We start from the raw sequence: 25121 nt of genomic DNA, 5'->3' as shown, positions 1-25121 counted from the left end.
GGTGAATTAGGTGCAACCTATCATTCATTTCGAGAATTTTACATTTCAATATGACAGTCAGCAAAAGCCTACTTTGCAAAATATTGATTTAACGATTTATGAAGGTGAAAAAATTTGTATCGTTGGGCCCTCTGGTTCTGGGAAAAGCACGTTAGCACATTGTCTTAACGGTTTAATTCCAGAGCGTTACAACGGTAAATATACAGGCAAGTTGGATATTATCGGAAAACCCGCAACCTCCTTTTCATTGTTCGAACAATCAAAAAAAATTGGGACAGTACTTCAAGATACTGACAGCCAATTTATCGGGTTAACGGTCGCGGAAGATATAGCGTTCGCTTTGGAAAATGATATGATTCCACAGCAACAAATGAAAGAAATGGTTATGCATGCTGCGAAACAAGTCGAAATCGAAGCCCATCTACAGCATCAAATTTTCGAACTATCAGGTGGGCAAAAGCAGCGTACAGCGATGGCTGGAGTGCTCGTAAATGATGTTGATATTTTATTATTTGATGAGCCACTTGCCAATTTAGATCCTGCTACTGGGAAATCAGCAATGGCATTAATTGAGCGTTTACATGAAGAAACCCAAAAGACGATTATTTTAGTTGAGCATCGTTTAGAGGATGTTTTATCCCAACCTATTGATCGCATTATTTTAATAAATAATGGGGAAATTATTGCTGATTTGTCTCCTGCTAAGCTATTACAAACGAATTTACTGGCTGAAAATGATATTCGTGAACCACTTTATATTCGTTTACTTAAATATGCTGGGGTGGATATTTCGACATTAAATCATTTAGACACTTTGCAGCAGCTCGACATTGAAGCGTATCAAACTGAAATTTCGAATTGGCTTCAGCTGGAGTCTAAGCAAAGTCTCGCGCAGCCAAATTATGAGGAAGTGCTGCGCTTACAAGACGTTACGTTTACGTATAGCAAGGCGAAGAAACCAACTTTGCGAAATATCGATTTTAGCGTTCAAGCTGGGGAATTTATTAGCATTGTTGGTACGAATGGAGCAGGAAAATCGACGTTAGCGAAATGCATTTGTGGCTTTGAAAAAGTAAAGCAAGGTAAGGTTTTAATAAATGGGGCCGATGCAAAAAAAGATTCATTGAAATTACGTGCTGAAAAGGTAGGCTTCGTTCTGCAAAATCCTAATCAGATGTTTTCACAACCGAAAATTTTCGATGAAGTGGCGTTTGGATTACGTCAGCGAAATGTAGATGAAGCAGAAATTGAAGTGAGTGTCTTGAAGATATTAAAAGTTTGTGGCCTGTACCCATTCCGCAATTGGCCGATTTCCGCGCTTAGTTATGGGCAAAAGCGTCGTGTTGCTATTGCCGCTATATTAGTACTTAATCCTTCCATTATCATTTTAGATGAACCAACTGCTGGTCAAGATTATAAGCATGCAAAAGAGCTGATGGAATTTCTACAATCCTTGACGAAAAATGGCACGACAGTCATCGTTATTACACATGATATGCATTTAATGTCTGAATACACAAACCGAACAATCGTTGTACATGATGGGCAATTGATAGCCGATAAAAAACCCTCACAAGTGCTGACCAATTTATCATTAGTAGCACAGGCAAATTTGAAGGAGTCTTCCCTTTTTACCGTTGCAACGAGATTGGGATTAACCGAACCTTTCGAACTAGTAGAGTGCTTTATTCAGTACGAAAGGAGAGTGCTTACAAATGGCTAATGAGATGCTTAGTTATATTGAGCGCGACTCTTTTCTCCATCGTTTAACTGGAGCAACAAAACTTATTTGTTTCTTATTATGGTCCACTGCAGCAATGCTTACGTATGATACGCGTATTTTAATTGGATTTTTAATTGTAAGTATTCTTTTATTTATCATTTCAAAAATTAAATTAAGTGAAATAGCCTTTGTGCTAGGATTTATTTTGTTATTTTTACTGTTAAATAACGTGGCGATTTTCATATTTGACCCGAATCAAGGGTTAAAAATATATGGCACCGAAACACTACTAACGGGTGAATGGGGTCGCTATAAATTGACGCTTGAACAGCTTTTTTATCAAATAAATATTACATTAAAATACTTTGTTGTTATTCCCCCTGCACTGCTATTTATTTTGACGACGCAGCCAAGTGAGTTTGCGGCTTCACTCAATAAAATTGGAGTTAGCTACCGACTTTCCTATGCAGTTGCGATTGCTTTGCGTTACATCCCTGAAATTCAACGTGATTATCAGACGGTTTCACTAGCGCAGCAAGCACGTGGTGTCGATTTATCACGAAATGAAAAATTCGGGAAACGCATAAAAAATATCGTAGCAATTATCGTTCCCCTTATTTTCTCGAGCCTTGAGAAAATTGAGACGATTAGTAATGTGATGGATATGCGTGGCTTTGGCCAAAATAAAAAACGTACTTGGTATTCTGAGAAAGCTTATTCTGGAAAAGACTTTATTGCGATTGGATTTTGTATTCTGTTATTCGCTGTGACAGTTACCTTTTTCTTTGTGAATAACGGACGATTTTATAATCCGTTTCACTAAAGGAGCTTCGATTCGTTCGAGGCTTTTTTCATTTAACATGCTATACTACTAAAACAATTACGAAAAGGAGAGATTCAATGAACGGGAAAAATCGAGGCGACGTGTATGCAGGCTTGCAAGTCGATATCGTACTCAAACAAGATCAACGTACAGGTAAAAAAACGCGTGGTGTTGTGAAGGATTTACTAACTAATAGTAGCTCACATCCGCACGGCATCAAGGTTCGCCTAACAGACGGACAAATCGGACGTGTCTGCCAAACGTATCCAACTGCAGTTAAATAAAGCACCTAAAAATAATTAATTGTTTCCATCAGAAAACACGCTATGTCTATTCAACAGTAGCGTGTTTTTATTATTGTAAATTTGAACGTCTTACAGCGCTATTTCAAACTGCGCCTCTGTTTTTGCTTGAACTTCCTCGAGCGTCACGCCTTCTTGTAATTCCACTAATTGCATTCGGCCATCGACAAAATCAAACACGGCTAAATCTGTAATGAGACGATTGACGACACCTTTTCCTGTCAATGGCAGTGTGCAAGCCGGCTTTACTTTAGATTCACCGTATTTATTTGTGTGCTCCATAATGACGATGACTTTTTTTGCACCGACAACTAAATCCATGGCGCCTCCCATACCTTTTACAACTTTCCCTGGAATCATCCAGTTCGCGAGGTCACCTGTTTCCGAGACTTCCATGCCACCTAAAACGGCCACATCTATATGACCACCACGAATCATGGCGAAACTATCTGCGCTATCAAAGTAGGCTGCTCCTGCACGCGCAGTTACTGTTTCTTTTCCGGCATTAATGAGATCCGCATCCACTTCATCTTCCGTGGGGTAAGGCCCAATGCCAAGCATACCGTTTTCAGATTGTAGCATGACATCGTATTGTGCGGGAATTTCATTGGCTATTAATGTCGGCATTCCAATTCCTAAATTGACATACATGCCATCTTCAATTTCCTTTACGGCGCGACGTATTATTGTTAAACGAGTATCCATTATGCGTCCTCCCTTACAATGCGACGTTCGATGCGTTTTTCATATGGTTGACCGTGAACAATACGCTGTACATAAACGCCTGGTAAATGAATTTCATCTGGATCAAGCTCACCTACTTCGACCAGTTCTTCCACTTCTACAATCGTTACCTTACCTGCTGTTGCAACAAGTGGATTGAAATTGCGCGACGTTTTGCGGAATACGAGATTCCCCGAGCGATCTGCCTTCCATGCCTTTACAAGCGCAAAATCGCCTGAAATCGCACGCTCTAATATATAGGCCTTGCCTTCAAAATCTTTTTCTTCTTTCCCTTCTGCAATGGCTGTTCCTACCCCAGTTGCTGTATAGAAACCTGGAATACCCGCGCCACCAGCACGAATGCGTTCAGCTAGTGTTCCTTGTGGTGTTAACTCGACTTCAAGCTCACCATTTAAAAATTGTTGTTCAAATAATTTATTTTCCCCTACATATGAAGCAACCATTTTTTTAATTTGTTTATTCGGGAGTAAAACACCTAAGCCAAAACCATCTACTCCACAGTTATTACTGACAACCGTTAATTGTTTAACCCCTTTTTCATATACAGCAGCAATTAAGTTTTCTGGAATACCACAAAGTCCGAAGCCCCCAACTAAAATCGTTGCGCCATTTTCTATATCATGAATGGCTTCTTGAACAGATGCTACTACTTTCCCCATCTTCTCGTGCCTCCCCTTTGACCCATTTTCTATATTGTACAAACGGAAAATTTATAAGAGAAATTCATATATTGCATAATACTCATGCCACTACGGAATATATTCATTGCGTAAAACTTAAAAATTCCTTTGAGGCAACGGATAAATAGGCATCCCTTTTTGTTATGATTCCTAAACGCCACAATAATTGCTCCTGTAATTCTATTTTTTGAATATCGTTATGTTTTTGCTTTTCATAAATCGAACGCGGTAATAACGTAATACCTAAACGAGAAGCGACAAGCTCAACGATTAAATCCCACTGTGAGCTTTTATAAGCAATTGTCGGAATAAATCCTGCCTTCGTACATGCATGAATGACTAAATCATGCAGCGAATATTCTTCTGAAAAAATAATAAATTGCTCCTCTTTTAAATCTTCTAATGAAACGACCTCACATTTTGCAAGTGGATGCTCCTTATGTACAAACAAAACAAATTCATCTTCTATAAATGGCTGGATATCAAATAACGACTCATTCGCAGGAAGCACGACAAAGCCTATATTCACGTCCCCATTGTCGACTAATTCCCAAATTAGTTTTGCGCCGCGTTCGGTTAAATCTAATTTTACGTGCGGATAGCTTTCATGGAATTTTCTTGCTAATTCCGGGAAAAATAACATGCTCACTAATGAGGGAATACCAATCGAAATACTCCCCGTATGCATTTGCTTTAAATCATTTAATAACACGGGCATTTCATCTAGTGCGAGCACAGCTTTTTTAGCTTGATCAAAAACAATCCTTCCTGCATCCGTCAATCGAACGTAGCGGGTCGAGCGTTCTAATAATTTTATATTAATCTCTTCTTCTAATCTTTTAATACTTTTACTAAGGGACGGTTGTGACACAAATGACTGATTCGCAGCCCTTGTATAACTACCGGATTGCACGACAGCAATAAAATTTCGTAAATCTCGTAATTCCATGCGAACACCTTCTATTCCTTTTTGTTATAGGACTCCCTCATTTATTCTCTACGGTTATAACTAAAACCTCTTTTATTCCATATATTATTGCTCGCAAACATGTTGATAAGATTGGATTATTGTGGATTTCTTCGTACAAAATTTCGACATATTTCTATTTTCCACAAAACGCCCATAACATTTAATTCTCGAATACACAGAATATTTCTATTTTAATTCGACATTTTTTTTAGTAGATTAAGAGTACGATACAAACAAAGGGGGCAACTTTTATGAAAGCAATTACACGTTTTACAAATACGTTGATGGAAAAATTCCTTCCAGATCCGTATATATTTGTAGCAATTTTAACATTCCTTGTGATGCTTCTAGGTGTAACTTTTACAGATTCATCGCCATTAGAAATGACGGTCCATTGGGGAAATGGATTTTGGGGATTATTAGGATTTACGATGCAAATGGTTATCGTTCTAGCAGCGGGTCATGTATTAGCAAATAGCCCATTGTTTAAAAAAGGTTTAACGAAAATAGCTTCTTCTATTAAAACACCGAGCATGGCGATTATTGTCGTAACATTCGTTTCGTTAATTGCTTGCTGGATTAACTGGGGCTTCGGTTTAGTAATTGGAGCAATTTTTGCAAAAGAAATTGCACGCCATGTTAAAAAAGTAGATTACCGCTTATTAATTGCAAGTGCCTATTCAGGAATGGTCGTTTGGCATGGCGGTTTAGCAGGGTCTATTCCGTTATCGATTGCGACAGAAAATCATCCATTCCAAGACATCATGGGTGTAGTACCGACAACTGAAACGATTTTCTCGACATATAACTTATTTATGGTCATTGTCATTGTATTAACATTACCGTTCTTCAACCGTCTATTAATGCCAAAAGATGAAGATATTGTGGAAATAGATTCAGCTTTATTAGTCGAGGAAAAGGAAAATTTCCCACTTGCTGAAAAAACATTCGCTTCAATTACAGAGCGTAGTTATATCATTACTGGCTTTATCGGTCTGATTGGATTAACGTATTTGGGTCACCATTTTATGACAAAAGGCTTTGTATTAGATTTAAACATCGTGAATACGATTTTCGTAATTTTAGGTATTATTTTACACGGTACACCACAACGCTTCTTAGCAGCAGCTCAGGACGCCATTAAAACTACATCAGGCATCGTATTCCAATTCCCATTCTATGCCGGTATTATGGGGATGATGACGGCTTCAGGCTTGGCCGCAGTTATGTCTGGTTGGTTTGTTTCTATTTCAAATGAACAAACATTCTATTTATTCACCTTTTATGCTGCAGGTCTTGTAAACTTCTTCGTGCCATCAGGTGGGGGGCAATGGTCCGTACAAGCACCTATTATGTTAGACGCAGCGTCAACTTTAAATGCCGACTACGCAAAAACGGCAATGGCAATTGCATGGGGTGACGCGTGGACGAACATGATTCAACCGTTCTGGGCATTGCCTGCACTTGCTGTTGCAGGATTACGTGCAAAAGATATTATGGGCTTCTGTGTACTTGTATTAGTATACTCAGGCATCATTATTAGTATTGGCTTCTTTTTCTTTTAATTAGCTAATGACTATTAGGTCATGAAAAGTTACCTTTAAATTTTGGATTAAATAAATCGTAAAAAATGACATTTTGGCTTCTAGTCAAAATGTCATTTTTGCGGATTAGAAACTATTTTACGTTGAAAACTTACGATTATTTGGCCTACCCGTTTTTATGAGGTGCTTGATAAATACCAAGCTCACCTGTCATCGGATCACGAATATAGCACTGATCATCCTGTAATGGACTTTTATCTTTGTCCGCTTTATCCCGAATGCCAAATTCGCCTGCAACAGCCATATCTGGCATGCGAGGAGCTCGTTGCGGTTTGAAGGTTACTGGATAGATTTCTTTTAAGCCCCAAATAAATAAGTTCGATGGATTTTTTTGATTCGTAATCCATTTCGTCAACGTATGCCCCGTCCACTCACTTTCATTAAACGGATCGGCTCCTGACACAAGTACCATACCTCCCTTCTTAATCACTTCCATATATTCCTTTTCTTCCTTTTTTGACAGCTGCATACGGCGAATTGCCTTTTCAATAGGTGTTTCTTTTGTAAACAATGCTTTTATGTGATTACGAATACCGTGTGTTGTGACAATTTGAATTTGTGTATCTCGCGCTAATGCATGAAATTCACTAACTTCATTCGTTATAATATAAATGGTGTTTTGCCTCGTTAAATCAGGCGTACGTAATTTCTGGAGCTTTTCGAACATCTCGTATTTGGAATAAGCAATATCAATCGAGCGTTTCACTTCATTTTCATACATATGAACTCCTCCAATGTTTTCGATACTTTCCTTTTTCCAAAATAGCGGGAATGAAACTTTTAACTTACTTCAGCAGAAATTCTCCACTTCAATAAGTGAGTGATGAATGCCGAATATGCATTAAATTTAGTGATGGTTCAAACCTTGCTAAATTAAGTTAAGTGAATACCTTTAATAGTAGTAAAAGAACAGTTCATTATATGAGACAAGCGAGTAAAAAAAACACTCTGAATAAAAAAAACACGCGCTTATCGTTCTGCAGCCAATAGACAAACCCCCACAGTATAGAACACTGAGGGGGTTAATTGGTTTTAATAGATTATTTCATACACTATCCTAAATTTTATAATCCTTCACAACACGATTTAATTGCTCTGCTAAATCGGATAATTGTTCCGTTGCCGTAGAAACCTCTGTCATTGTTGCACTTGTTTGGATTACTGTTGCTGTCGTTTCTTCAACACTTGCCGCTGTTTCTTCCGTAAGGGCCGTAATTTCCTGCATGGAATCATTAATTTCATTTCCTTCTTGACTCATTTCTTGAAGGTTATGGATCATCATTGTGATAAATTGTGCCATTTGTGTAACAGCATCTTGGATTTCATTAAACGTATTTGCCGTTATTTCTAGTTGTTCCGAACCAGTAACTACTTGACCATATCCGCGCTGCAATGACGTGCTCACTTCTTTTGAATCATGCTGAATTGTCGCCACAATCGATGTAATTTCCGTAACTGAATGGGCAACTTGCTCTGCTAACTTCCGAACCTCATCAGCTACAACCGCAAAGCCTTTGCCATGTTCTCCCGCACGTGCTGCTTCAATCGATGCATTTAATGCTAGTAAATTCGTTTGGTTGGCTACTTCTTCAATAATGGAAACGAAGGATGAAATTTGTACAGCCTGCTTATCAAGCTGCACCATTTTTTCCATAGACTCCTTCATTACTTGATGAATTTCTTGCATTTGCTCATTCGAAGTATTCATCAACTTTGCACCATTTTCTGATAAGGCTAGTACATTTTCAGATGTTACATTTAACTGATTGCCTTGCACTGTAGATTCCGCTAATTTGTGAGAAAACTCGACCATAATTTCTGATATTTCTGCAACCTCAACCGTTTGCTTTTCAACACCTTTTGATAGGTTTTCCATCGTTTCAGCAATTGCCTCAGAGCCTTTTGAAACTTCCTCAGTTGACTGTGCGAGCATGATACTTTTCGTCGTTACAGTCGTAGATGCTTGCGATATTTCTGAAATCGTTTTGTGTAAATGCTCCTGCATCTTCTTCATATCCGTCATCAGTATTCCAATTTCATCGCGTCGGTTATGATCAGCAATTCGACTCGCTAAATCACCACTACTCAATACATGCATCATCTGCGTCGTTTTAATAATCGGAACTGTTAACGTGCGGCTATAAAATATTGCCACAGCAATCGCTACTAGAACCGTAATAAGTAATGCAATGCCACTCGTCATTTTCATTTGATTAATAGCTGTCTGTGTTGTAGCAATATCTTGGACTAACAATAGTGTACTCACGACCGCTGTACTTGTTGGATCTTGAATAGGCAGGTAACTTTCAATTTTGAGTTGTTTTGAATCTGTAAATCGCGTTTTTTCCCCTGCCATTGCTTTAGCAAAATAGTCATTCGTAATTTTTTGTCCAATACGATCAGTATGTGTAGAACGAACAATTTCACCTGCTTCATTGATTAAGTCCACTTCCGTACTTGGGAATAATGCTTGGAAGTCCGTTAAAAATTCATTTCCAAGCCCTAATTGTAACGTACCAATTACTTTTCCATCTTGTTTAATCGGCGCAAAGGCACGAACAGATAGTCCACTTGAACCATATTCAAACCCACTAATTGCCTGTCCCTTTAATGCTTGTTGAATGGCCATTACATCGGCTTTACTGTCACCATATTTTGAAACATTATGACCGCGTAGATGAACATTGCCCTGTAAATCACCAAGTTCTAAAATCGTTAGCTGGTGTTCCTTTTGCAAGCTTTCAAATAACGCAAGTCCCTCTGTATCAAGAGTTGTACGGCTTGTTTCCTTTAATAATTGCTGCACACGCGTATCTTGTGCATACAGCTCTGCTATGTATTTCAAATCATTAGATACTTTATTAAGATGCTGCGCTACCGCATGTTCAATCTGCTCTTGTTTTTCATTCTGAACATTTTGATAGCTAGTAGAAGAGGTTAAAAAATTATAAGTTCCCGTAACCGCCACTGGAATAATTCCTACTAACAATAAAATTACAATGAGTCGTGTTTTTAAACTTTTGTATCGCATAGCTACTCCCTTATCCCTTTTACTTTGCTGTTATATTGCACGATGTCAGTCCGTTATCTGTCGTCACATGGAAGCGATCTATTTTGGATACCACACACTAAACGAAGATAAAAAAACGAATGCGTCTTGCAGTCAGCTGACATGCAAAATAGCATTCGCTTTTCTCTTCATTACGCCGAGGCGAAATCAATCGTATTTCAAAAGCTTTTACGCGCCAAAATCACTAACGAATTGCGATACTGCTTTTCGCTCTTTTGCCTTTGGTGCTTCATCATAATGACCAAATTGAAGCATCGCAATGACACGCTCATCTGATTGGGCGTTTAATGCTTCACGGAATTTTGGATTATCTAAGAAGCCTGGTGTTTTCCAGCAAGTGCCGATGCCTTTTTCCAAAGCTAATAATTGTGCGTTTTGTAAGAAGCAAGATGCCGCAGCATAATCTTCTAAACGTTCCTTTTGACGCATGTCTTCTTTCACTAACACGAATGCATAAGCACCTGCTAACGTAAATTTTTGCATCTGTGTAGCAAGTGCCTCTTCTGAAAGCTCCTGCCATTTTGGAACGGCTAAATCGCGTAGTAAATCTAATACGTGTGGCAACTGTTCCCCAGCCCCCATCACGACACGCCATGGCTCACGACCTCCGTGATTTGGCGCCCATTTTGCGTCATTTAAAATTTCTAAAACAGCCTCTTTTTCAACAAATTGTCCATTAAATTTCTTAATCGAGCGGCGTTGTGTGATTGCATCTTTTACTGATAATGTCATTTTAAATCCTCCTTCATTCATTAGCTTTACCATAACATAATTAGGCTTTTTTTTATATATTTTGTAAGATTAGTTACAACTTAAAAACATCATTAATTTTATAAAAATAGTATTGCATTTGTGGTGTGTAGGCTGTCGAAGTTTCGTAAGTGTATAGTCGGTTCGCACTGTTTGAAGTATGTGCATTTACATAGGGAATACCGTCGACTATACTCGTCACGATGGTGCTATGATCAATGCGACCGTTCCCTTGAAAATCGTAAAAAATGACATCGCCAATTTCTAAATCAAACGGGGAATCTGTTTGACTTGCTGCCAATCCTTTTTTGGACGTTTCTAAATACCAACGAAGTGAATGCGACACAGTCCAACTATAACTCCAACGCTCATTTAGACCCATCATCCACCAGCCGACCTCACGATTTGGGGGTGCCCCCCTCATTGGCGCGCCCCCAGCAAGCAAACACTGCGAAATAAAATTCGTACAATCGTCCTGAAAAACCGGAAATTGCGGATTATAATCATCCCACCAACGCTGTGCATAAGCAACTGCCGCTAATCGGTTATAATAAATGACGATATTTTTTTCTCCTTTTTTATTTTCTTTTTTATCGCATCATATGTCGAATATTTTTGGATTATGTTTTATCTTCGTATATTAGAAGATTCACTCCATAAATTTTTACTTGATCTTCATAATATTTGTATGAAGTTAGAGTGAATTTACACTGTTTTCTAAAATGTCTGCTACAATATTTTTAAGTATGTATTAACTTGCTTCAGCTGAAGTAGGAGAACTCAGACTAAGAACGTCGCGTCGTGCGGCAACGTCTGAGTGACCAACATCGTGTTGGTCCAATGCCCTGGCGGATGTAACAGATTTTTAAGGGGAGTTTTCGAGCATACTCAAAAAAAATCTGGATGCAAATACGCCGTGATGTATTTGAATTATTTTGGAGGGATTGATTGATGAAGCAACATGCAGAAAAGGAAATTTTGCAGCCAACGCCACTTTGTGATAAAAAAGGGAATTTAAATCCTGAGGCAATCGGATTTGCACGTAAACCGATTATCGATTGTAATCTATCGGGTCATTTCATGCGAAAGAAAAAATGGAATTATTGGTGCGTATACGGTGAGGATATTTTATTTTCTGCAACAATTAGCCATTTGGATTACGCTGCCGTTTGCTTCGTCTATTTCCTAGAATATGAAACACAACGTTATTTTGAAAAAACGATTACCATTCCTCTAGGTACAAAAGTCAAAATGCCCACACAAGTACTTGAAACCGTACAATTTGCTAGCAATGACATGTCAATTCAACTTACATATTTTAATGGCGATACGCATTTAACCGTTACTTCATCAAATTTTGACGGCGAACATTTACATGCCGAGTTAACGATACAGCATCCGAAAAATGATGATTCCTTAAATGTAGTCATTCCGTGGAATCGTCAAACTTTCCAATTTACCGCTAAGCATCACATTTTACCGACATCTGGCATTGTCAAAATTGGAGACAAACGCTTCACATTCCACCCAGAAGAAAGCTTTGCTGTATTAGATTATGGCCGTGGTGTTTGGCCACGAGAAGCCACTTGGAATTGGGGCATGGCTTCACAGCGTATTCGTGGTCGACGCATCGGTTTAAATTTTGGTGGTCAATGGACAGATGGCACAGGAATGACTGAAAATGCAGTATTTGTTGACGGTGTCATGACGAAAATTCATGAGGATGTCATTTTTAAATACGATCGCACCAATTTCATGAAACCTTGGAAAATAACATCTAAATTTAGCGATTTAGTACATCTTACTTTTACACCGTTTTTTGAGCGTGTTGCTACAACGAATGCAAAACTCGTCCGCTCCGAGGTGCATCAAATGATTGGCTATTATGATGGACAAATTACCTTATCCAATGGCGAAATACTAAACATCCAGCAAATGCTTGGTTGCATTGAGGAACATGCTGCGAAGTGGTAATGAAAAAGGATCAATAACCTACAAAAAAAACAGCGGTTACAACTCTTTATCGAAGAATTGTAACCGCTGTAAATTCCACTGCTGTTGATATATAGGTCTAGAATAACTTTACTTGCTAATAAAAAATAGAGAATATACATGACAGGAGGAATGACGATGGAACATCCTGAATTTGTAAAAGAACAAAAACGCCTTGCTGATACTGTACACTATATGGATTATATTTTGCAAAGTTCGAAACAAAATCTTCAAGCAGCGCAGGACAACATTCGATCAGCAATGGCCAACTTAGAATACATTGATTCTAGTGATAGCTTTTTAAATATCCTGACGAACACGCGCTTTTTTGAAATGGCTCGCAATCAAAAGGAAGGACTCGAAGCCGTTCGACAAAAGCCATATTTTGCTCGTATCCATTTTCAGCGTGATGGAGAAGATGAAGAATTTCTTTATATCGGAAAAACATCTTTATTCCATAGCGACACACATGAACCGATTATTGTTGATTGGCGTTCCCCTGTCGCAAATGTCTATTATGATGGGCGTCTCGGTGATTTAACATATGACGTGCGCGATGAGGCGCTTAGCGGTCATCTATTTTCGAAGCGACAATACAAAATTGAGCATAGCAAGCTACTCGATTTCCGCGATGTTGATTTAACGACAAATGACGAACTGTTGCAAGAGGCACTTGAAGGAAAGGCGGATGTACGCCTAACAGAAATCGTTTCAACTATTCAAAAAGAACAAAATGAAATCATACGTGCTCATTTACGCCAGCCGATTCTCGTACAAGGGGCAGCCGGTTCAGGGAAAACAACAATTGCGCTTCACCGAATTTCATATTTTCTTTATACGATGGGCGAGCATTTCAAGCCCGAGCAACTCATGATTTTGGCACCAAGTCAGCTATTTATCGATTATATTGGCGATGTGTTACCAGAGCTTGGCGTCGATAAAATTTGCCAAACAACCTATGCCGAATATGTACAAAACGCGACGGGCATTAAATTAAAGCTACAAAATCCAAATGACCAGCTCGAAAAAATTATTGCAAGCCAATCTGAAAATCTGGACACCTTTATTATTTCAAAAGAAAAAGGAAGTAAGCTTTACCAAAATATAATGGACCGTTACTTGCAGCGCTATGAACAGCAGCTTGCGGATTTATTCGATGATGTATATATCGAAAAATATCGAATTATGCAGGGCAGCTATTTAAAGAAGTTGTTTTTAATCGAATTCCAGTATATGCCGATTGAAAAACGCATTGAGCGTATTAAAAAGGTCATTCAAACCGAGGTTAAACGAAAATCAACAGCGGTTCTATCTACATTAAACGGACGCTATGAAGAGGCGATTGGACGTGCACTAAACGGCATTCGTGATGATGAAAAGCGTCGTCGCATCGTAACAAAATTTATCGATGAGCGTGATGAGCGTATTCCAAAAATCAAACAGGAAGCAAAAACGACTGCTTCCCTATATATGAGAAAATTCCAAAAGGCGAAAATAAAGCCGATGTATCGTGACATTATAACGAACCGAATATTATTAAATGAATTGGCACCTGAATGGACATTGGAAGAGGTCGAGCAATTTGTACAAGCCCATCAGAAGGAACAATGGGTCGTAGAAGATTTAGCGGCACTTCTTTATTTGCATGCCAAAACAAAAGGTATTGATGACAAGTGGAAAATGCGCGTCGTCTTTATCGACGAGGTTCAGGATTATAGTCTGTTTCAGCTGGCTGCACTTAAAGCAGGACTCGAAACAGATATGTTCACAATGGTTGGTGACCTCGCACAAGGGATTCATAGCTACCGTGCATTAACTGAGTGGGCGCCAGTGCTTGAGCTATTCCCACGTGCGACATATGCAACGTTACAAAAAAGTTACCGAACGACAATTGAAATTATGGCGCTGGCCAATCAAATTTTGGAACAAATGGAGGAGGATCTGCCTCTTGTAGAGCCGGTTGTTCGTCACGGCAAGGAACCCGAATTCTTCCTGCAAGATACATTCGATTTACAGGTTATTCAAGACACATATGCCCGCATTCGAGCAAATGGTCATCGCTCGATCGCACTTATTTGCAAGACTACAAAAGAAACCGAAGTGCTCGTGAAGCAATTGCAAAATGCACATCTACCTGCACAATTACTCGATGAAAAATCCGGTATTGATCAAGAAAGATTACTTGTTTTACCGAGCCATTTAGCAAAAGGGTTGGAGTTTGATGCGGTTATCGTTCTCGCCTTTGAAACACCATACTTCGACCATGCCATCGATCGCAAGCTGCTTTATGTTGCCTTAACACGCGCCATGCATGAGCTCTATTTAATCGGCCCATCAAGGGAAACGTTTTTATTGTAAAACAAAGCATTATTAACATCGGTTTTATTATAGTAAAGGGGTATTTTGTCTTTATAGGCAAAATACCCTTTTTATACTTCTATAAAGTTTTTCTTCGTTCAATCACCCAAATTATATCCTACTATACTCCTTTTGTTTTAAATATTCTAAATTTTCATTGACTTTCAAATGGCGCATCTTTATTATTTAATTCATATTATGTTTATAGGAATTATGGAATTATATTCAAAGGAGGAATAATAAATGTCACTACAGTTTGATCATTTTGTCCATTTAACACCTGACCCTAAGAAAGCGGCTGAAGCATTTCAGTCAATTAGTCTACACGCTGTTGAAGGAGGAAAGCACGAAAATCTCGGAACTTACAATGCACTAAGCTATTTTGGTTTGAGCTATGTAGAATTAATCGGTATTTTTGATGAAGCTTTAGTAAAGGAAGCCGCAAGTATCAAATATAGCTTGCGTGATACGTTTATCGAAAACCAACTACAACAAGGACCACAGCGTATCGCATTACGCTCTAATAATTTGGCGGCATTAGCAGAACATTTTCGTTCGCTTGGATTAGAAGTTAACGGACCTTCAGATTTTAGTAGAAAACGTCCAGATGGGACACTTGTGACATGGAAACTTTTATTTGCCGGAAAACCAAGTGATTCAATAACATTACCCTTCTTTATAGAATGGGATGAAAAAGACAACGAGCGCCTAGCAGATCTACAACAACGTGGTGTAATTGCCCCACATGTATTAGGTGATATTTCAGTAGATGGTGCAGCATTTGCCGTTCAAAATTTAGAACAAATCACGACCCTTTGGCAGGAAACTTTACAACTCGATAAAGGCATAATTTACGAAGACAAAGAATGGAATGCCAAAGCACAGCGGCTTTCATTACAAGGTGGCGATATCATTTTTTATGAACCACTTGGTGAAGGTATTGTTCAAGAAATTATTAATTCTAAAGGTGAAGGTTTATTCGCTCTTCAATTCAAAGGGAGCACCCCAAAAACAACTACCATTTCAAACGCAATCTATCGATTTATTTAGGAGGAAATAAGATGAAAAAATGGTTTACTACACTTGGAATTTTTCTTATTTTTACAATTCTTTCCGCATGTTCAAACGATAGCAAAGAACCTTCAAATACCAACGCAACGAGTAAGGTAGAAGAGCTAAAAACAGTAAACATTGGCTATCAAAAAGGAAATACCCTTCACATTTTAAAAGAATCAGGAATTTTAGATAAAGCCGCGAAAGAAAAAGGATTAACTATTAAGTGGGAGTTATTTACACATGGCAATACGCTAATGGAAGGTATCTACGCAGGGGCAATCGATTTCGGTCACGCGGCAGATGGCCCTGGAATTTTTGCGCAAGCATCAAATAAACCATTTTATTACGTAGGCGCAGACACACCAAATCCTGAAGGCGTCGGAATTGTTGCACTAAAGAAGTCAGGCATTACAAAAATTGAAGACTTAAAGAATAAAAAAATTGGTGCTTTAAAAGGCGGGAATCATCACTACTCAACCGTTCTTGCATTAGAATCAGTTGGTCTATCGACAAATGATGTGGAATGGGTATATCCAAAAGACGCTGCTCAAGGTCGTGCTTTATTCGAAACAGGACAAATTGATGCATTAGCTTCATATGATCCATTCTTCGCATCCGCAGAAATAGAAACAGACTCTATCACATTGATAAATGGAGAAATTGATGGCTATCCAAACCGTACATTTTACTTCGCAACGACAGAATTTGTTGACAAGCATCCTGATTTAGTTAATTTTATTTTAGAACAAATCAATGAATCCGATAATTGGGCAAACGAGAACAACCAAAAAGTTATCGACATTATGTCCAAAGCACTTGGTATTAACAACGACGTCATCAGTAAGCAAATTAATCGTCGTACGTTTGGCGCCTCTGAAATTACGAAGGATATCATCATTGCTCAACAAAAACAAGCAGATAAATATTTTGAAATCGGTTTAATTCCAGTGGAAGTTAATGTAAAAGAAAAAGTTTGGACGAACAAAAATTAAAATCAATAAGCAGATGGGCGTCCCCCCTTTCCATCTGCTTATTGATAGGAGGCTTATTAATGAAAAAAGAGACCTTTGATTTTCGACCTTGGGTAATCCCAATTGTCCTATTAATCATTTGGGAAATCATTGTGCGAATTGAAATTGTTTCCCCGTCACTCTTCCCTTCTCCAATTACGATTCTTACAACGGGATGGAACTTATCGGTAAGTGGCGATTTAACTACACATATTGGCGTAAGCCTTGGGCGCGCGCTAACAGGTATGTTAATCGGCGGTGCAATTGGCTTTGTGCTTGGAGTATTAAATGGTTTATCGAAGAATTTCTACATTTATTTAGACACGACTATTCAAATGATCCGTAACATTCCTCACCTTGCCTTAATTCCATTAGTCATCGTTTGGATAGGAATTGGCGAGGATGCCAAAATTTTTTTAGTCGTACTTGGTGTGTTATTCCCCATTTATGTAAACACATTCCACGGCATTCGAAATGTAGACCCCAACTTAGTAGAAATGGGCAGAATGTATAACTTAAAGGGCTGGCAACTATTTAGACATGTCCTTTTACCAGGGGCACTTCCTTCTATTTTCGTTGGGTTACGCTATGCACTTGGGGTTATGTGGCTTACATTAATTATCGCTGAAACAATTCCAACTCAAGCTGGACTTGGCTATTTAGCTACGAACGCACGTGAATTTATGCAAACCGATATCATTATTTTAAGTATTGTCATTTATGCTTTCCTTGGAAAATTAGCGGATGTCATCGCACAATTCGGAGAAAATCGTGCATTAAAGTGGAATGCCAGTTATAACAAATAAGAAAGGATATGAAACTATGAAACATGAACCCATTCAAATTGATATCCAGAATCTCCAAAAATCATTTGCCCAAAAAGAAATTCTTCATGACATTTCAATTACATTTAAAAAGGGGGAATTTATTGCCGTCATTGGGAAAAGTGGAAGCGGGAAAAGCACCTTATTACGTTTAGTAGCAAGTCTTGAGGAAATTACACAAGGAGAATTACTGTTTGATGGTGTTCCAGCCAAGCACTCCGATGCGAACGTCAAAATGATGTATCAGGATTCTCGTCTCCTTCCTTGGAAAAAAGTAATTGATAACGTTGGGCTTGGCTTAACGGGAAATTGGCCAGCACTGGCGGAAGAAGCATTGGATAAGGTTGGGTTACTACAGTTAAAAGATGAATGGCCCTCAACCTTATCTGGTGGTCAAAAGCAGCGTGTCGCGTTGGCTCGTGCCTTAATTCATGAGCCTTCCCTTTTAATGCTCGACGAACCTTTAAGTGCGCTCGATGCATTAACGCGTATCGAAATGCAAAATTTAATAGAAACGATTTGGCAAAAAAATCATTTTACGGCACTGCTTGTAACGCATGATGTGAGTGAAGCAGTACGACTAGCAGATCGTATTATTTTAATAGAAGATGGCTCAATTGCCTTTGATAAAACAATTTTAGTGCCACGTCCTCGAAAATTAACGAATCCACTATTAATAGAACTTGAGGAAAAAATATTAAATCGATTAATGAACGGTAGAGAAATTGCCAATATAAATAAAGAACAACTCCCAGTTAGCCCGTTAAATCTTTTAGTTAACCCATAAACGCAAGAAAAAAAAGATGGCATGAGTCCAAATTCATACCATCTCCTCTCTTAACAACTATATGATATTAAAGCTTATAAACTATCCGAAACTGGTTTTTCTTTAACAAATTAATTCTTAACAAAATAATCCATTTGAATCGATTTCATAAAGCCGGCTTTTTCGTAGACACGTAGCGCACTCGCGTTGTCAATCTCGACATCAAGTAGCACCATTTTTTCCCCATTTCGAATCGCGTAATCCTTAACCCACTGTAATATTTGAGTACCAATACCACGTCCTTGCATAGCTGGGGCAACCGCAAATGCTGTAATCCATTGTACTTCACCCTCTTTACGCGTTGTGACCGTGCCTACAACTTCTCCTTCATGCTCGACTGTCCACATAAATAAACCTTCAGTCGTTGTATTAAAGTCAATTAAATCCAGTGATTCTTCACGCATATCACCAAATGTCTCCATCAAAATTGACACAATTACCTCTGTATCCTTCTGCATAAACGGACGCACTGTCAAACTTTGCTCAACCTGTAAAATTTCTGCCTTTGCCTCTAGCGTTGCCTCTGAAAAACTATACAGATAACTGTTTTTTTGTAAAAACTCACGCCCAAAACTCGCACCTTCGACCATTAATGCAAGTTCACCATCACTACCGCGCTCTTTCATTCCCTCATGCAGTACATTAAAAATCGCACGCCCAATGCCAATTTGACGATACATTGGCGCCACGACCATTGACCACTCATACGTATTTAAACCCATCAAATCAATGGCTGTCCCTGCACCAACCAATTCATTTTTATCATCATCGTACACAAGCACATAAAAGCCCTTCATCTCATAGCTTTTCGCGACAGGTAAATTCATCACCTGCTGATATATTAGCCCGTCAATATACGCACAGGTTTTAGTTAATAATTGAATTTCCTCATACGTTTCTTCATCCAAAGGAAAGGATACTGTAATTGCCGATAAATTCATTCTTTCTACTCCACTTCTCTATACTTAAGATGTCCTTATTCTAGTAGAGCTACTACGGATTCGCAACTACCGAATCACTCCTTCACCATAAATCCTAACAATCTATTTTACAATAACGAGAAATTCACACTAAATTTTTATGAACTTGGGTGAATATACCTAAACCAATCATTTTATCAAAGTCATAAGTCTAACGAATATTCATCCAATCAATTATACCTATATATCTATCAATCCATAAAATTCCCTTTTGTTGTTTGATTTTACATATAAATTGAACTATAATTACCTTTTTAAACGGTTAGTATTTTTCTCATTGCTCAAATACGAAAATAGACTATTAATACTACTTCAATACACTTCATAGTTTTTTTTACTATATACAAGGATGACTAATGAACGGAATTCATTTATTATTATAGTATCAATTTATGAAATAGGGAGGCCAATCGCGTGACAAAAGAGCAAAATCTTACAACAATTAATGAACCAATACATATTTCCCCATTCCCTGTCTTCCTAGTATCGACAGACGGGCTTTTGCTTAACGGGCATTTTGGTGAGTTGGCGTATGCCACAACTGATATAGATGAATTAAAGTTCCAACCAATAACAGAGACACTATTTACAATGCTTAATACGGATGAATTGGAAACCATATTAAAAAGCGAACAATCTATGTGTTTTCAAAACATTGAGTTATCAATAAAAAACAATGATTTAATTCATTCTACGCTCTATACCAAACCTGTGATTTACCAACAAAAACAAGCGATTCGTATGATTTGTATCCCAACTGACGCTATTCGTTTAATGGATGATGATCAGCAAAATTTAATTGATTTAAAAAATGGCATTCAAAATTCATTTATGACTGTAACACTTGATAATGATGGCTTTATTGTGCAGACGAACCAGCGCTTTCTAACGACGAGTCATTGGACACCAAAGCGTGTGCTCGGAAAAAACTTTTGGCAGCTATTCCCGACTGACGAGGAAAACGTGAAAGAAGTAAAACAAGTTTGGAAGACTATCCAAAACGGTAATATATGGCAAGGTGCTATTCAAAAAATTACAAAGGATGAACAGCTATATTGGGTTCACCTAACAGCGATTCCAATGTTGAGTCAAAACCCAATCAACAATCGCTTTTTCTTTATTGAACAAGATATTACAAATGAAAAAATGTTACAAAATCGACTAGAGAAAATTGCTTATATTGACCCCGAAACAGGGATGATTAACGTACATCGCCTTGAACAAGTTATTACGCAAATGATTGAAGAAGAGCGCCATTTTTCATTCGTCTATTTAAGCATTGATAAGTTTTATACAATTAAGGATTTACACGGTGATTTCGCTGAGAATTCGCTTATTTTAGAGTTTACAAAGCGCATGAAAATGTACTTCCAAGACAGCACAATGGCGCGTATTAACGAAAATGATTTCGTTGTCATTACACCACTACCTGAATGGTTTACACATGGGTTTTTAAGCTATTTATTGCAGCATCCTATTTACAATGGCAATGTAGCAATTCCTGTTTCCATTAGTGGCGGTATTACACGCTTCCCTGAAGATCAATCGACATTTGCTCACATTATGAAAGCCTCCCTTGCTACAATCAATAGTGTTCGAGAAGCAGGCGGAGATAATATTATGTCGTTATCAAATGCCTCGCACAAAGCATTAAGCCGTAAATCTATTGTTGAAAAACGCTTACTACTTGCGCTCGACCAAAGAAATTTACACGTGCTTTATCAGCCTAAGCTTGACTTAAAAACGAAACAAATCACTTCAGTTGAGGCGCTTGTCCGTTGGGAAGATGAAGAAATAGGTGTCGTTTCACCCGATGAGTTAATTCCCATTGCTGAAGAGACAGGCTTAATTAATAATATCGGTTCGTTCATGCTCGAAAAGGCTTGTGAACAGGCAGTTGCATGGAAAAATGCCGGTCTTCCGATCACAGTGAGCATCAACTCCTCTGTTCGAGAGTTCCGCGATAAAAATATGGCCAAATCCATTTTAGAAACACTTGAACGCACAGGTTGTCCAGCAAATTTATTGCAAATCGAAATTACGGAGAAGTTCGCACTTCAAGCCGAAGCTGAAACGGGTATCATTAAACAAATGCGCGTATTAGAAGATGAAGGCATCGTCTTTGCATTGGACGATTTCGGTACTGGCTACGCATCGTTCCGTTATATGCAGCTATTACCAATTTCAATTTTAAAAATTGACCAGACATTTACAAATACACTATTAAAGTCTGATAAGTCACGACAGCTCGTTCACGGGATGGTACAATTCGGAAAATCAATGAATTTAACAATCATTGCAGAGGGCGTAGAAACTGAAGAACAGCAAAAACTGCTAGAAAGCTATGGCTGTGACGCGGCTCAAGGTTATTATATTAGTAAGCCTGTAACGAATAATGAAATCTCCAATATCATAAAGTAAGAAAAGGCTCGCCAAGTAAGGTTTCCCAGTACTTGCCGAGCCTTATTTTTTCACCTTTAAGAAGGATTGAATCGATGTTTTTCCTTTGCTCATCATACCTAGTAAAATTTGCACGATAACTTCTGCAAATACAAGTCCCATCGCAATCGCTCCCGAAATCATAAATGCACGAATTCCATTTTGTAAACCCATAATATAATCGAGCTCCATGAAATTACGCATCGCATTGTATGCAATCCCTCCTGGTACTAATGGAATAATTCCTGACACGCTAAAAATAATCATGGGCATACGAAATTTACGAGAAAAGAAATGAGCAACGAGCGAAACGACAAAAGCACCAATAAAAGAAGAACGAACATCATCCAAGCCCGATTCTGTCACAATATAATAAACGGTCCAACCAACTGCTCCAACAAATCCACAGGCCGGAATCACTTTCGTAGGCGCATTGAAAATAACCCCAAAGCAAGCGGTCGCAACAAAGCTTATCAAAGCTTGTAAAATAATCGTCTCCATATCCGAATGGCCTCCCTACTTCAATTATGCTTAAGCAAGTTAAAAGGATAATACTAGTGCAATACCTGAGCCAATTGCAAAGGCCGTTAAAAACGCCTCGGCTCCTTTCGCCATCCCTGCGATAAAATGCCCAGCCATTAAATCTCGGACAGCGTTGGTAATAAGTAATCCTGGAACTAATGGCATCACAGAGCCAATAATAATCTTATCCACTTCTGTGCCAAAACCAAAATAAACAGAAAGCGATGCGACCACACCAACACTCACCGCAGCTAAAAATTCCGAGAAAAATTTAACACGCGTCATGTTATGAATAATTGTTACAATATATAAACCCATCCCCCCTGCCACAAAAGCTGTCGGGATATCGCTGAACAGTCCTTTAAACAGAAACAAAAAGCAGCTACTCGCAATACTAGCGGCTAAAACTTGAAGTAAAATTGGTAAAAAATAATTCGTTTTTTGTATCTTCTTTAACTCGTCATACGCCCGCTCTAGTGTTATCATTTGAGATGTAAGCTTTCGAGATACATTATTAACAAGTGCAATTCGATGTAAATCTGTAATTCTTGTTGAAATGGATGTAATCCGTGTTGGTTGCGTTCTCCCCAGTGAAAAAATAATACCCGTTGGCGTTACATAACTTTGTGTATCCATCATATTTTGCGAACGAGCCATTCTAAGCATCGTATCTTGTACTCGATACGTTTCTGCGCCACTTTCCATCATGATGCGACCTGCTAATAAAAAACAATCTATGGCCATTTCATTCTGTTCATATTTCATTGCGTCGGGAACCTCCTTCAACTTCTTAGCTCATATTACTTGAAGCAAAGTACAAAAGACAACTTTTTTTCACCTTCAATTTGCTTCATCTTTACTGATGTTTTTCATAGAAAGGGGCGCATACATCATGAAAAACACATTTAGAAAAAAACGTGGTCCTTGGATTGACTTCCTACTGGTCGGAGCCATTTTAATATTAGGGGGAGCCATTGTTTTTCTTACTAATTTAAATGAAAAATCCATATTTCAAAAAAACCAAAACACAGGCTCCAAAGAAATTACTTCTGACATTTCCGAGGAAGAATCTACATTTCCTGGTGTAAAAATTATTTCCGACATTTCCAACGATGACAAAATGAGATTTGCCATTCAATACCCGTTGACTAATTTCGATGCATTAAACGAGGCAATTACTACTTATATCGATAATTCTAAAGAATATTACATAAGCATGATGCGACTTCAAAAAGATGTAAAAGAACATACAGGTGAGCTCAATATTCGCCTCGATACTTATCAATATGATCACTATTATTCATTTGTTTTAACGAATAAAATGATATTAAATAATCTCGAGCACCATACAAAAGTGAAAACATTTTTAATCGACAGTGAAACAGGTAAAATTTTCGATATCCGCACATTATTAAATGACGATATTAAAAGCTTAGAAACATTTGCATCACATATTCAATCAGAAATTTTAAAAAATCCGAAACTTAAAGGTAAAATTTCACAAGATAAATTAATGCTTGCAACGAAGCCGGAATGGTCGTCATTCAACCGTTTTGCATTAAAAGACGAATCGCTTATTATTTATTTTGATGAAGGCGAAATAGGGGATCCTTCTGCTGGATCACTGACTTTCGAAATGCCATTATCCTTTATTAATCCGTTACTCGCTTCTGACTTCCAAATTGCCATGGAGGCAGACGAGACGATTATTCCCAAAGTGGATTTAGATCCTACAAAAAAACATGTTGCTTTAACATTTGATGATGGTCCACATCCAAAAGTAACAAAGCAAATTTTAACTTTACTTGAAAAGTATGATGCAAAGGCAACGTTTTTCATGCTTGGTAGCCGCGTGCAGTACTATCCCAGCCTAGTAGGTGAGATACGAGATGCTGGTCATGAAATCGGCAACCATTCCTGGAGCCACCCTGTCTTAACAAAGCTTTCTGCAGCTGAAGTTACAAAGGAATTTGAGTCAACAGAACATGCCATTTTCAACGCGATTGGTCAGAACTCTACGGTTTTCCGTCCGCCATATGGTGCGATTAATGATTCGGTTAAAACAATGATTCCAATAACTTCTGTTAATTGGACGATTGATACGATGGATTGGAAGCACCGTAACGCGAACAGCTTACTGCCAATCATCCAAAAATCCATGCACAATAATTCCATTATTTTAATGCATGATATCCACCAATCCACAGCAGATGGATTAGAGTCTGTCCTTGCCTACTTAACAAATGAAGGCTATGAATTTCTTACCGTTTCAGAAATATTGAATTACCATAAATAAAACAAGATTCATATTTGCGGTGGACTTCTGCTGAATCAAGTTAAAAAATTCCGCTTCTGATGCATGTCATCAAAAGCGGAATTTTTCATTTTACAACGGTATTCCGGTCTGGACGCTCCAAAATAGGATTGGGTTTTCCTATCGGGATGAAA

The 25121-nt window shown here is 38.3% G+C and carries 22 protein-coding genes; 12 read left to right on the top strand and 10 right to left on the bottom strand.

The genetic code is table 11. The features are described 5' to 3' along the window. The first annotated feature begins 10 nt into the window (after positions 1-10). From CSE16_RS01840 to CSE16_RS01830, 3 genes are all read left to right on the top strand, one after another. Positions 11-1723: an ABC transporter ATP-binding protein gene (locus CSE16_RS01840; RefSeq protein ID WP_099422292.1), complete on the top strand. Its 1713-nt coding sequence runs from the start codon at positions 11-13 to the stop codon at positions 1721-1723. Next, positions 1716-2546 (top strand): energy-coupling factor transporter transmembrane component T family protein, encoded by an 831-nt coding sequence (locus CSE16_RS01835; RefSeq protein ID WP_099422291.1) that lies wholly within the window; start codon positions 1716-1718, stop codon positions 2544-2546. Before CSE16_RS01840 ends, CSE16_RS01835 begins: the two co-directional genes overlap by 8 nt. Positions 2547-2623: 77 nt before the next feature. After that, positions 2624-2830 carry a YwbE family protein gene (locus tag CSE16_RS01830; RefSeq protein ID WP_099422290.1) on the top strand — a complete coding sequence of 69 codons (207 nt, stop codon included), beginning with the start codon at positions 2624-2626 and terminating at the stop codon, positions 2828-2830. A 90-nt stretch (positions 2831-2920) separates the two neighbouring features. On the opposite strand, the gene CSE16_RS01825 is transcribed toward CSE16_RS01830, so the two are convergent. The 3 genes from CSE16_RS01825 to CSE16_RS01815 form a co-directional block, all read right to left on the bottom strand. Continuing rightward, positions 2921-3553, bottom strand: coding sequence for a 3-oxoacid CoA-transferase subunit B (locus CSE16_RS01825; protein WP_099422289.1), 633 nt, complete (start codon positions 3551-3553; stop codon positions 2921-2923). After that, the gene (locus tag CSE16_RS01820) at positions 3553-4251 is read right to left on the bottom strand and encodes a CoA transferase subunit A (RefSeq protein ID WP_099422288.1); all 699 of its coding nucleotides are present in this window, start codon (positions 4249-4251) and stop codon (positions 3553-3555) included. The genes CSE16_RS01825 and CSE16_RS01820 overlap by 1 nt, the downstream gene beginning before the upstream one ends. A 103-nt stretch (positions 4252-4354) precedes the next feature. Continuing rightward, positions 4355-5221, bottom strand: a complete 867-nt coding sequence (locus CSE16_RS01815; RefSeq protein ID WP_099422287.1) for a LysR family transcriptional regulator — start codon at positions 5219-5221, stop codon at positions 4355-4357. A 272-nt stretch (positions 5222-5493) separates the two neighbouring features. Between CSE16_RS01815 and CSE16_RS01810 the strand changes: the two genes are divergently transcribed. Further along, positions 5494-6807 carry a short-chain fatty acid transporter gene (locus CSE16_RS01810; protein ID WP_099422286.1) on the top strand — a complete coding sequence of 438 codons (1314 nt, stop codon included), beginning with the start codon at positions 5494-5496 and terminating at the stop codon, positions 6805-6807. 145 nt (positions 6808-6952) lie between these two features. Here CSE16_RS01810 and CSE16_RS01805 read toward each other — a convergent pair whose 3' ends face one another. The 4 genes from CSE16_RS01805 to CSE16_RS01790 all read right to left on the bottom strand — a co-directional run bounded on the left by CSE16_RS01805 (position 6953) and on the right by CSE16_RS01790 (position 11222). After that, entirely contained in the window at positions 6953-7567 is a 615-nt protein-coding gene (locus CSE16_RS01805; protein WP_099422285.1) for a general stress protein, read from the bottom strand. Positions 7568-7903: 336 nt separating this feature from the next. Next, positions 7904-9877, bottom strand: coding sequence for a methyl-accepting chemotaxis protein (locus tag CSE16_RS01800; protein ID WP_099422284.1), 1974 nt, complete (start codon positions 9875-9877; stop codon positions 7904-7906). Between the two features lie 207 nt (positions 9878-10084). Continuing rightward, on the bottom strand, positions 10085-10648 hold the full coding sequence (locus CSE16_RS01795; protein WP_099422283.1) for a nitroreductase family protein: 564 nt from the start codon (positions 10646-10648) through the stop codon (positions 10085-10087). Positions 10649-10721: 73 nt separating this feature from the next. Beyond that, on the bottom strand, positions 10722-11222 hold the full coding sequence (locus tag CSE16_RS01790) for an amidase domain-containing protein (protein ID WP_253896231.1): 501 nt from the start codon (positions 11220-11222) through the stop codon (positions 10722-10724). A gap of 395 nt (positions 11223-11617) precedes the next feature. On the opposite strand from CSE16_RS01790, the gene CSE16_RS01785 reads away from it, so the two are divergent. The 6 genes from CSE16_RS01785 to CSE16_RS01760 all read left to right on the top strand — a co-directional run bounded on the left by CSE16_RS01785 (position 11618) and on the right by CSE16_RS01760 (position 18693). Beyond that, the gene (locus CSE16_RS01785) at positions 11618-12640 is read left to right on the top strand and encodes a DUF2804 domain-containing protein (RefSeq protein WP_099422281.1); all 1023 of its coding nucleotides are present in this window, start codon (positions 11618-11620) and stop codon (positions 12638-12640) included. 150 nt (positions 12641-12790) lie between these two features. Beyond that, positions 12791-15016 (top strand): RNA polymerase recycling motor HelD, encoded by a 2226-nt coding sequence (gene helD, locus CSE16_RS01780; RefSeq protein ID WP_172954342.1) that lies wholly within the window; start codon positions 12791-12793, stop codon positions 15014-15016. Between the two features lie 243 nt (positions 15017-15259). Next, the gene (locus tag CSE16_RS01775; protein WP_099422279.1) at positions 15260-16066 is read left to right on the top strand and encodes a VOC family protein; all 807 of its coding nucleotides are present in this window, start codon (positions 15260-15262) and stop codon (positions 16064-16066) included. Between the two features lie 11 nt (positions 16067-16077). Continuing rightward, complete coding sequence (locus tag CSE16_RS01770) at positions 16078-17064, top strand: aliphatic sulfonate ABC transporter substrate-binding protein (protein ID WP_099422278.1); 987 nt, start codon at positions 16078-16080, stop codon at positions 17062-17064. A gap of 59 nt (positions 17065-17123) precedes the next feature. Continuing rightward, the gene (locus CSE16_RS01765) at positions 17124-17888 is read left to right on the top strand and encodes an ABC transporter permease subunit (protein ID WP_099422277.1); all 765 of its coding nucleotides are present in this window, start codon (positions 17124-17126) and stop codon (positions 17886-17888) included. A 16-nt stretch (positions 17889-17904) separates the two neighbouring features. After that, positions 17905-18693, top strand: a complete 789-nt coding sequence (locus tag CSE16_RS01760; protein WP_253896147.1) for an ATP-binding cassette domain-containing protein — start codon at positions 17905-17907, stop codon at positions 18691-18693. 110 nt (positions 18694-18803) lie between these two features. Here CSE16_RS01760 and CSE16_RS01755 read toward each other — a convergent pair whose 3' ends face one another. Beyond that, positions 18804-19673 (bottom strand): GNAT family N-acetyltransferase, encoded by an 870-nt coding sequence (locus tag CSE16_RS01755; protein ID WP_099422275.1) that lies wholly within the window; start codon positions 19671-19673, stop codon positions 18804-18806. 453 nt (positions 19674-20126) lie between these two features. On the opposite strand from CSE16_RS01755, the gene CSE16_RS01750 reads away from it, so the two are divergent. Next, positions 20127-22133: a GGDEF domain-containing phosphodiesterase gene (locus CSE16_RS01750; protein WP_099422274.1), complete on the top strand. Its 2007-nt coding sequence runs from the start codon at positions 20127-20129 to the stop codon at positions 22131-22133. A 42-nt stretch (positions 22134-22175) separates the two neighbouring features. On the opposite strand, the gene CSE16_RS01745 is transcribed toward CSE16_RS01750, so the two are convergent. Together CSE16_RS01745 and CSE16_RS01740 are read right to left on the bottom strand one after the other, a co-directional pair. Continuing rightward, entirely contained in the window at positions 22176-22652 is a 477-nt protein-coding gene (locus CSE16_RS01745) for a threonine/serine exporter family protein (protein ID WP_099422273.1), read from the bottom strand. Between the two features lie 39 nt (positions 22653-22691). Next, positions 22692-23438 carry a threonine/serine exporter family protein gene (locus CSE16_RS01740; protein WP_099422272.1) on the bottom strand — a complete coding sequence of 249 codons (747 nt, stop codon included), beginning with the start codon at positions 23436-23438 and terminating at the stop codon, positions 22692-22694. Between the two features lie 127 nt (positions 23439-23565). Between CSE16_RS01740 and CSE16_RS01735 the strand changes: the two genes are divergently transcribed. Next, on the top strand, positions 23566-24969 hold the full coding sequence (locus CSE16_RS01735; RefSeq protein WP_099422271.1) for a polysaccharide deacetylase family protein: 1404 nt from the start codon (positions 23566-23568) through the stop codon (positions 24967-24969). The last annotated feature ends 152 nt before the right edge of the window (positions 24970-25121 follow it).

Source organism: Solibacillus sp. R5-41 (genome assembly GCF_002736105.1).
In the GTDB taxonomy this organism is placed as follows: Bacteria; Bacillota; Bacilli; order Bacillales_A; family Planococcaceae; genus Solibacillus.
Note: the sequence above shows the minus strand (reverse complement) of the source record. Positions and strands in the feature narration are given on the sequence as shown.

What these genes read in the sequence shown, in the direction of transcription:
- CSE16_RS01835 (WP_099422291.1), top strand. Translation starts at nt 1,716, where the DNA reads ATGGCTAATGAGATGCTTAGTTATATTGAGCGCGACTCTTTTCTCCAT.
- CSE16_RS01830 (WP_099422290.1), top strand. Translation starts at nt 2,624, where the DNA reads ATGAACGGGAAAAATCGAGGCGACGTGTATGCAGGCTTGCAAGTCGAT.
- CSE16_RS01825 (WP_099422289.1), bottom strand. Translation starts at nt 3,553, where the DNA reads ATGGATACTCGTTTAACAATAATACGTCGCGCCGTAAAGGAAATTGAA.
- CSE16_RS01820 (WP_099422288.1), bottom strand. Translation starts at nt 4,251, where the DNA reads ATGGGGAAAGTAGTAGCATCTGTTCAAGAAGCCATTCATGATATAGAA.
- CSE16_RS01815 (WP_099422287.1), bottom strand. Translation starts at nt 5,221, where the DNA reads ATGGAATTACGAGATTTACGAAATTTTATTGCTGTCGTGCAATCCGGT.
- CSE16_RS01810 (WP_099422286.1), top strand. Translation starts at nt 5,494, where the DNA reads ATGAAAGCAATTACACGTTTTACAAATACGTTGATGGAAAAATTCCTT.
- CSE16_RS01805 (WP_099422285.1), bottom strand. Translation starts at nt 7,567, where the DNA reads ATGTATGAAAATGAAGTGAAACGCTCGATTGATATTGCTTATTCCAAA.
- CSE16_RS01800 (WP_099422284.1), bottom strand. Translation starts at nt 9,877, where the DNA reads ATGCGATACAAAAGTTTAAAAACACGACTCATTGTAATTTTATTGTTA.
- CSE16_RS01795 (WP_099422283.1), bottom strand. Translation starts at nt 10,648, where the DNA reads ATGACATTATCAGTAAAAGATGCAATCACACAACGCCGCTCGATTAAG.
- CSE16_RS01785 (WP_099422281.1), top strand. Translation starts at nt 11,618, where the DNA reads ATGAAGCAACATGCAGAAAAGGAAATTTTGCAGCCAACGCCACTTTGT.
- helD (WP_172954342.1), top strand. Translation starts at nt 12,791, where the DNA reads ATGACGATGGAACATCCTGAATTTGTAAAAGAACAAAAACGCCTTGCT.
- CSE16_RS01775 (WP_099422279.1), top strand. Translation starts at nt 15,260, where the DNA reads ATGTCACTACAGTTTGATCATTTTGTCCATTTAACACCTGACCCTAAG.
- CSE16_RS01770 (WP_099422278.1), top strand. Translation starts at nt 16,078, where the DNA reads ATGAAAAAATGGTTTACTACACTTGGAATTTTTCTTATTTTTACAATT.
- CSE16_RS01765 (WP_099422277.1), top strand. Translation starts at nt 17,124, where the DNA reads ATGAAAAAAGAGACCTTTGATTTTCGACCTTGGGTAATCCCAATTGTC.
- CSE16_RS01760 (WP_253896147.1), top strand. Translation starts at nt 17,905, where the DNA reads ATGAAACATGAACCCATTCAAATTGATATCCAGAATCTCCAAAAATCA.
- CSE16_RS01755 (WP_099422275.1), bottom strand. Translation starts at nt 19,673, where the DNA reads ATGAATTTATCGGCAATTACAGTATCCTTTCCTTTGGATGAAGAAACG.
- CSE16_RS01745 (WP_099422273.1), bottom strand. Translation starts at nt 22,652, where the DNA reads ATGGAGACGATTATTTTACAAGCTTTGATAAGCTTTGTTGCGACCGCT.
- CSE16_RS01740 (WP_099422272.1), bottom strand. Translation starts at nt 23,438, where the DNA reads ATGAAATATGAACAGAATGAAATGGCCATAGATTGTTTTTTATTAGCA.
- CSE16_RS01735 (WP_099422271.1), top strand. Translation starts at nt 23,566, where the DNA reads ATGAAAAACACATTTAGAAAAAAACGTGGTCCTTGGATTGACTTCCTA.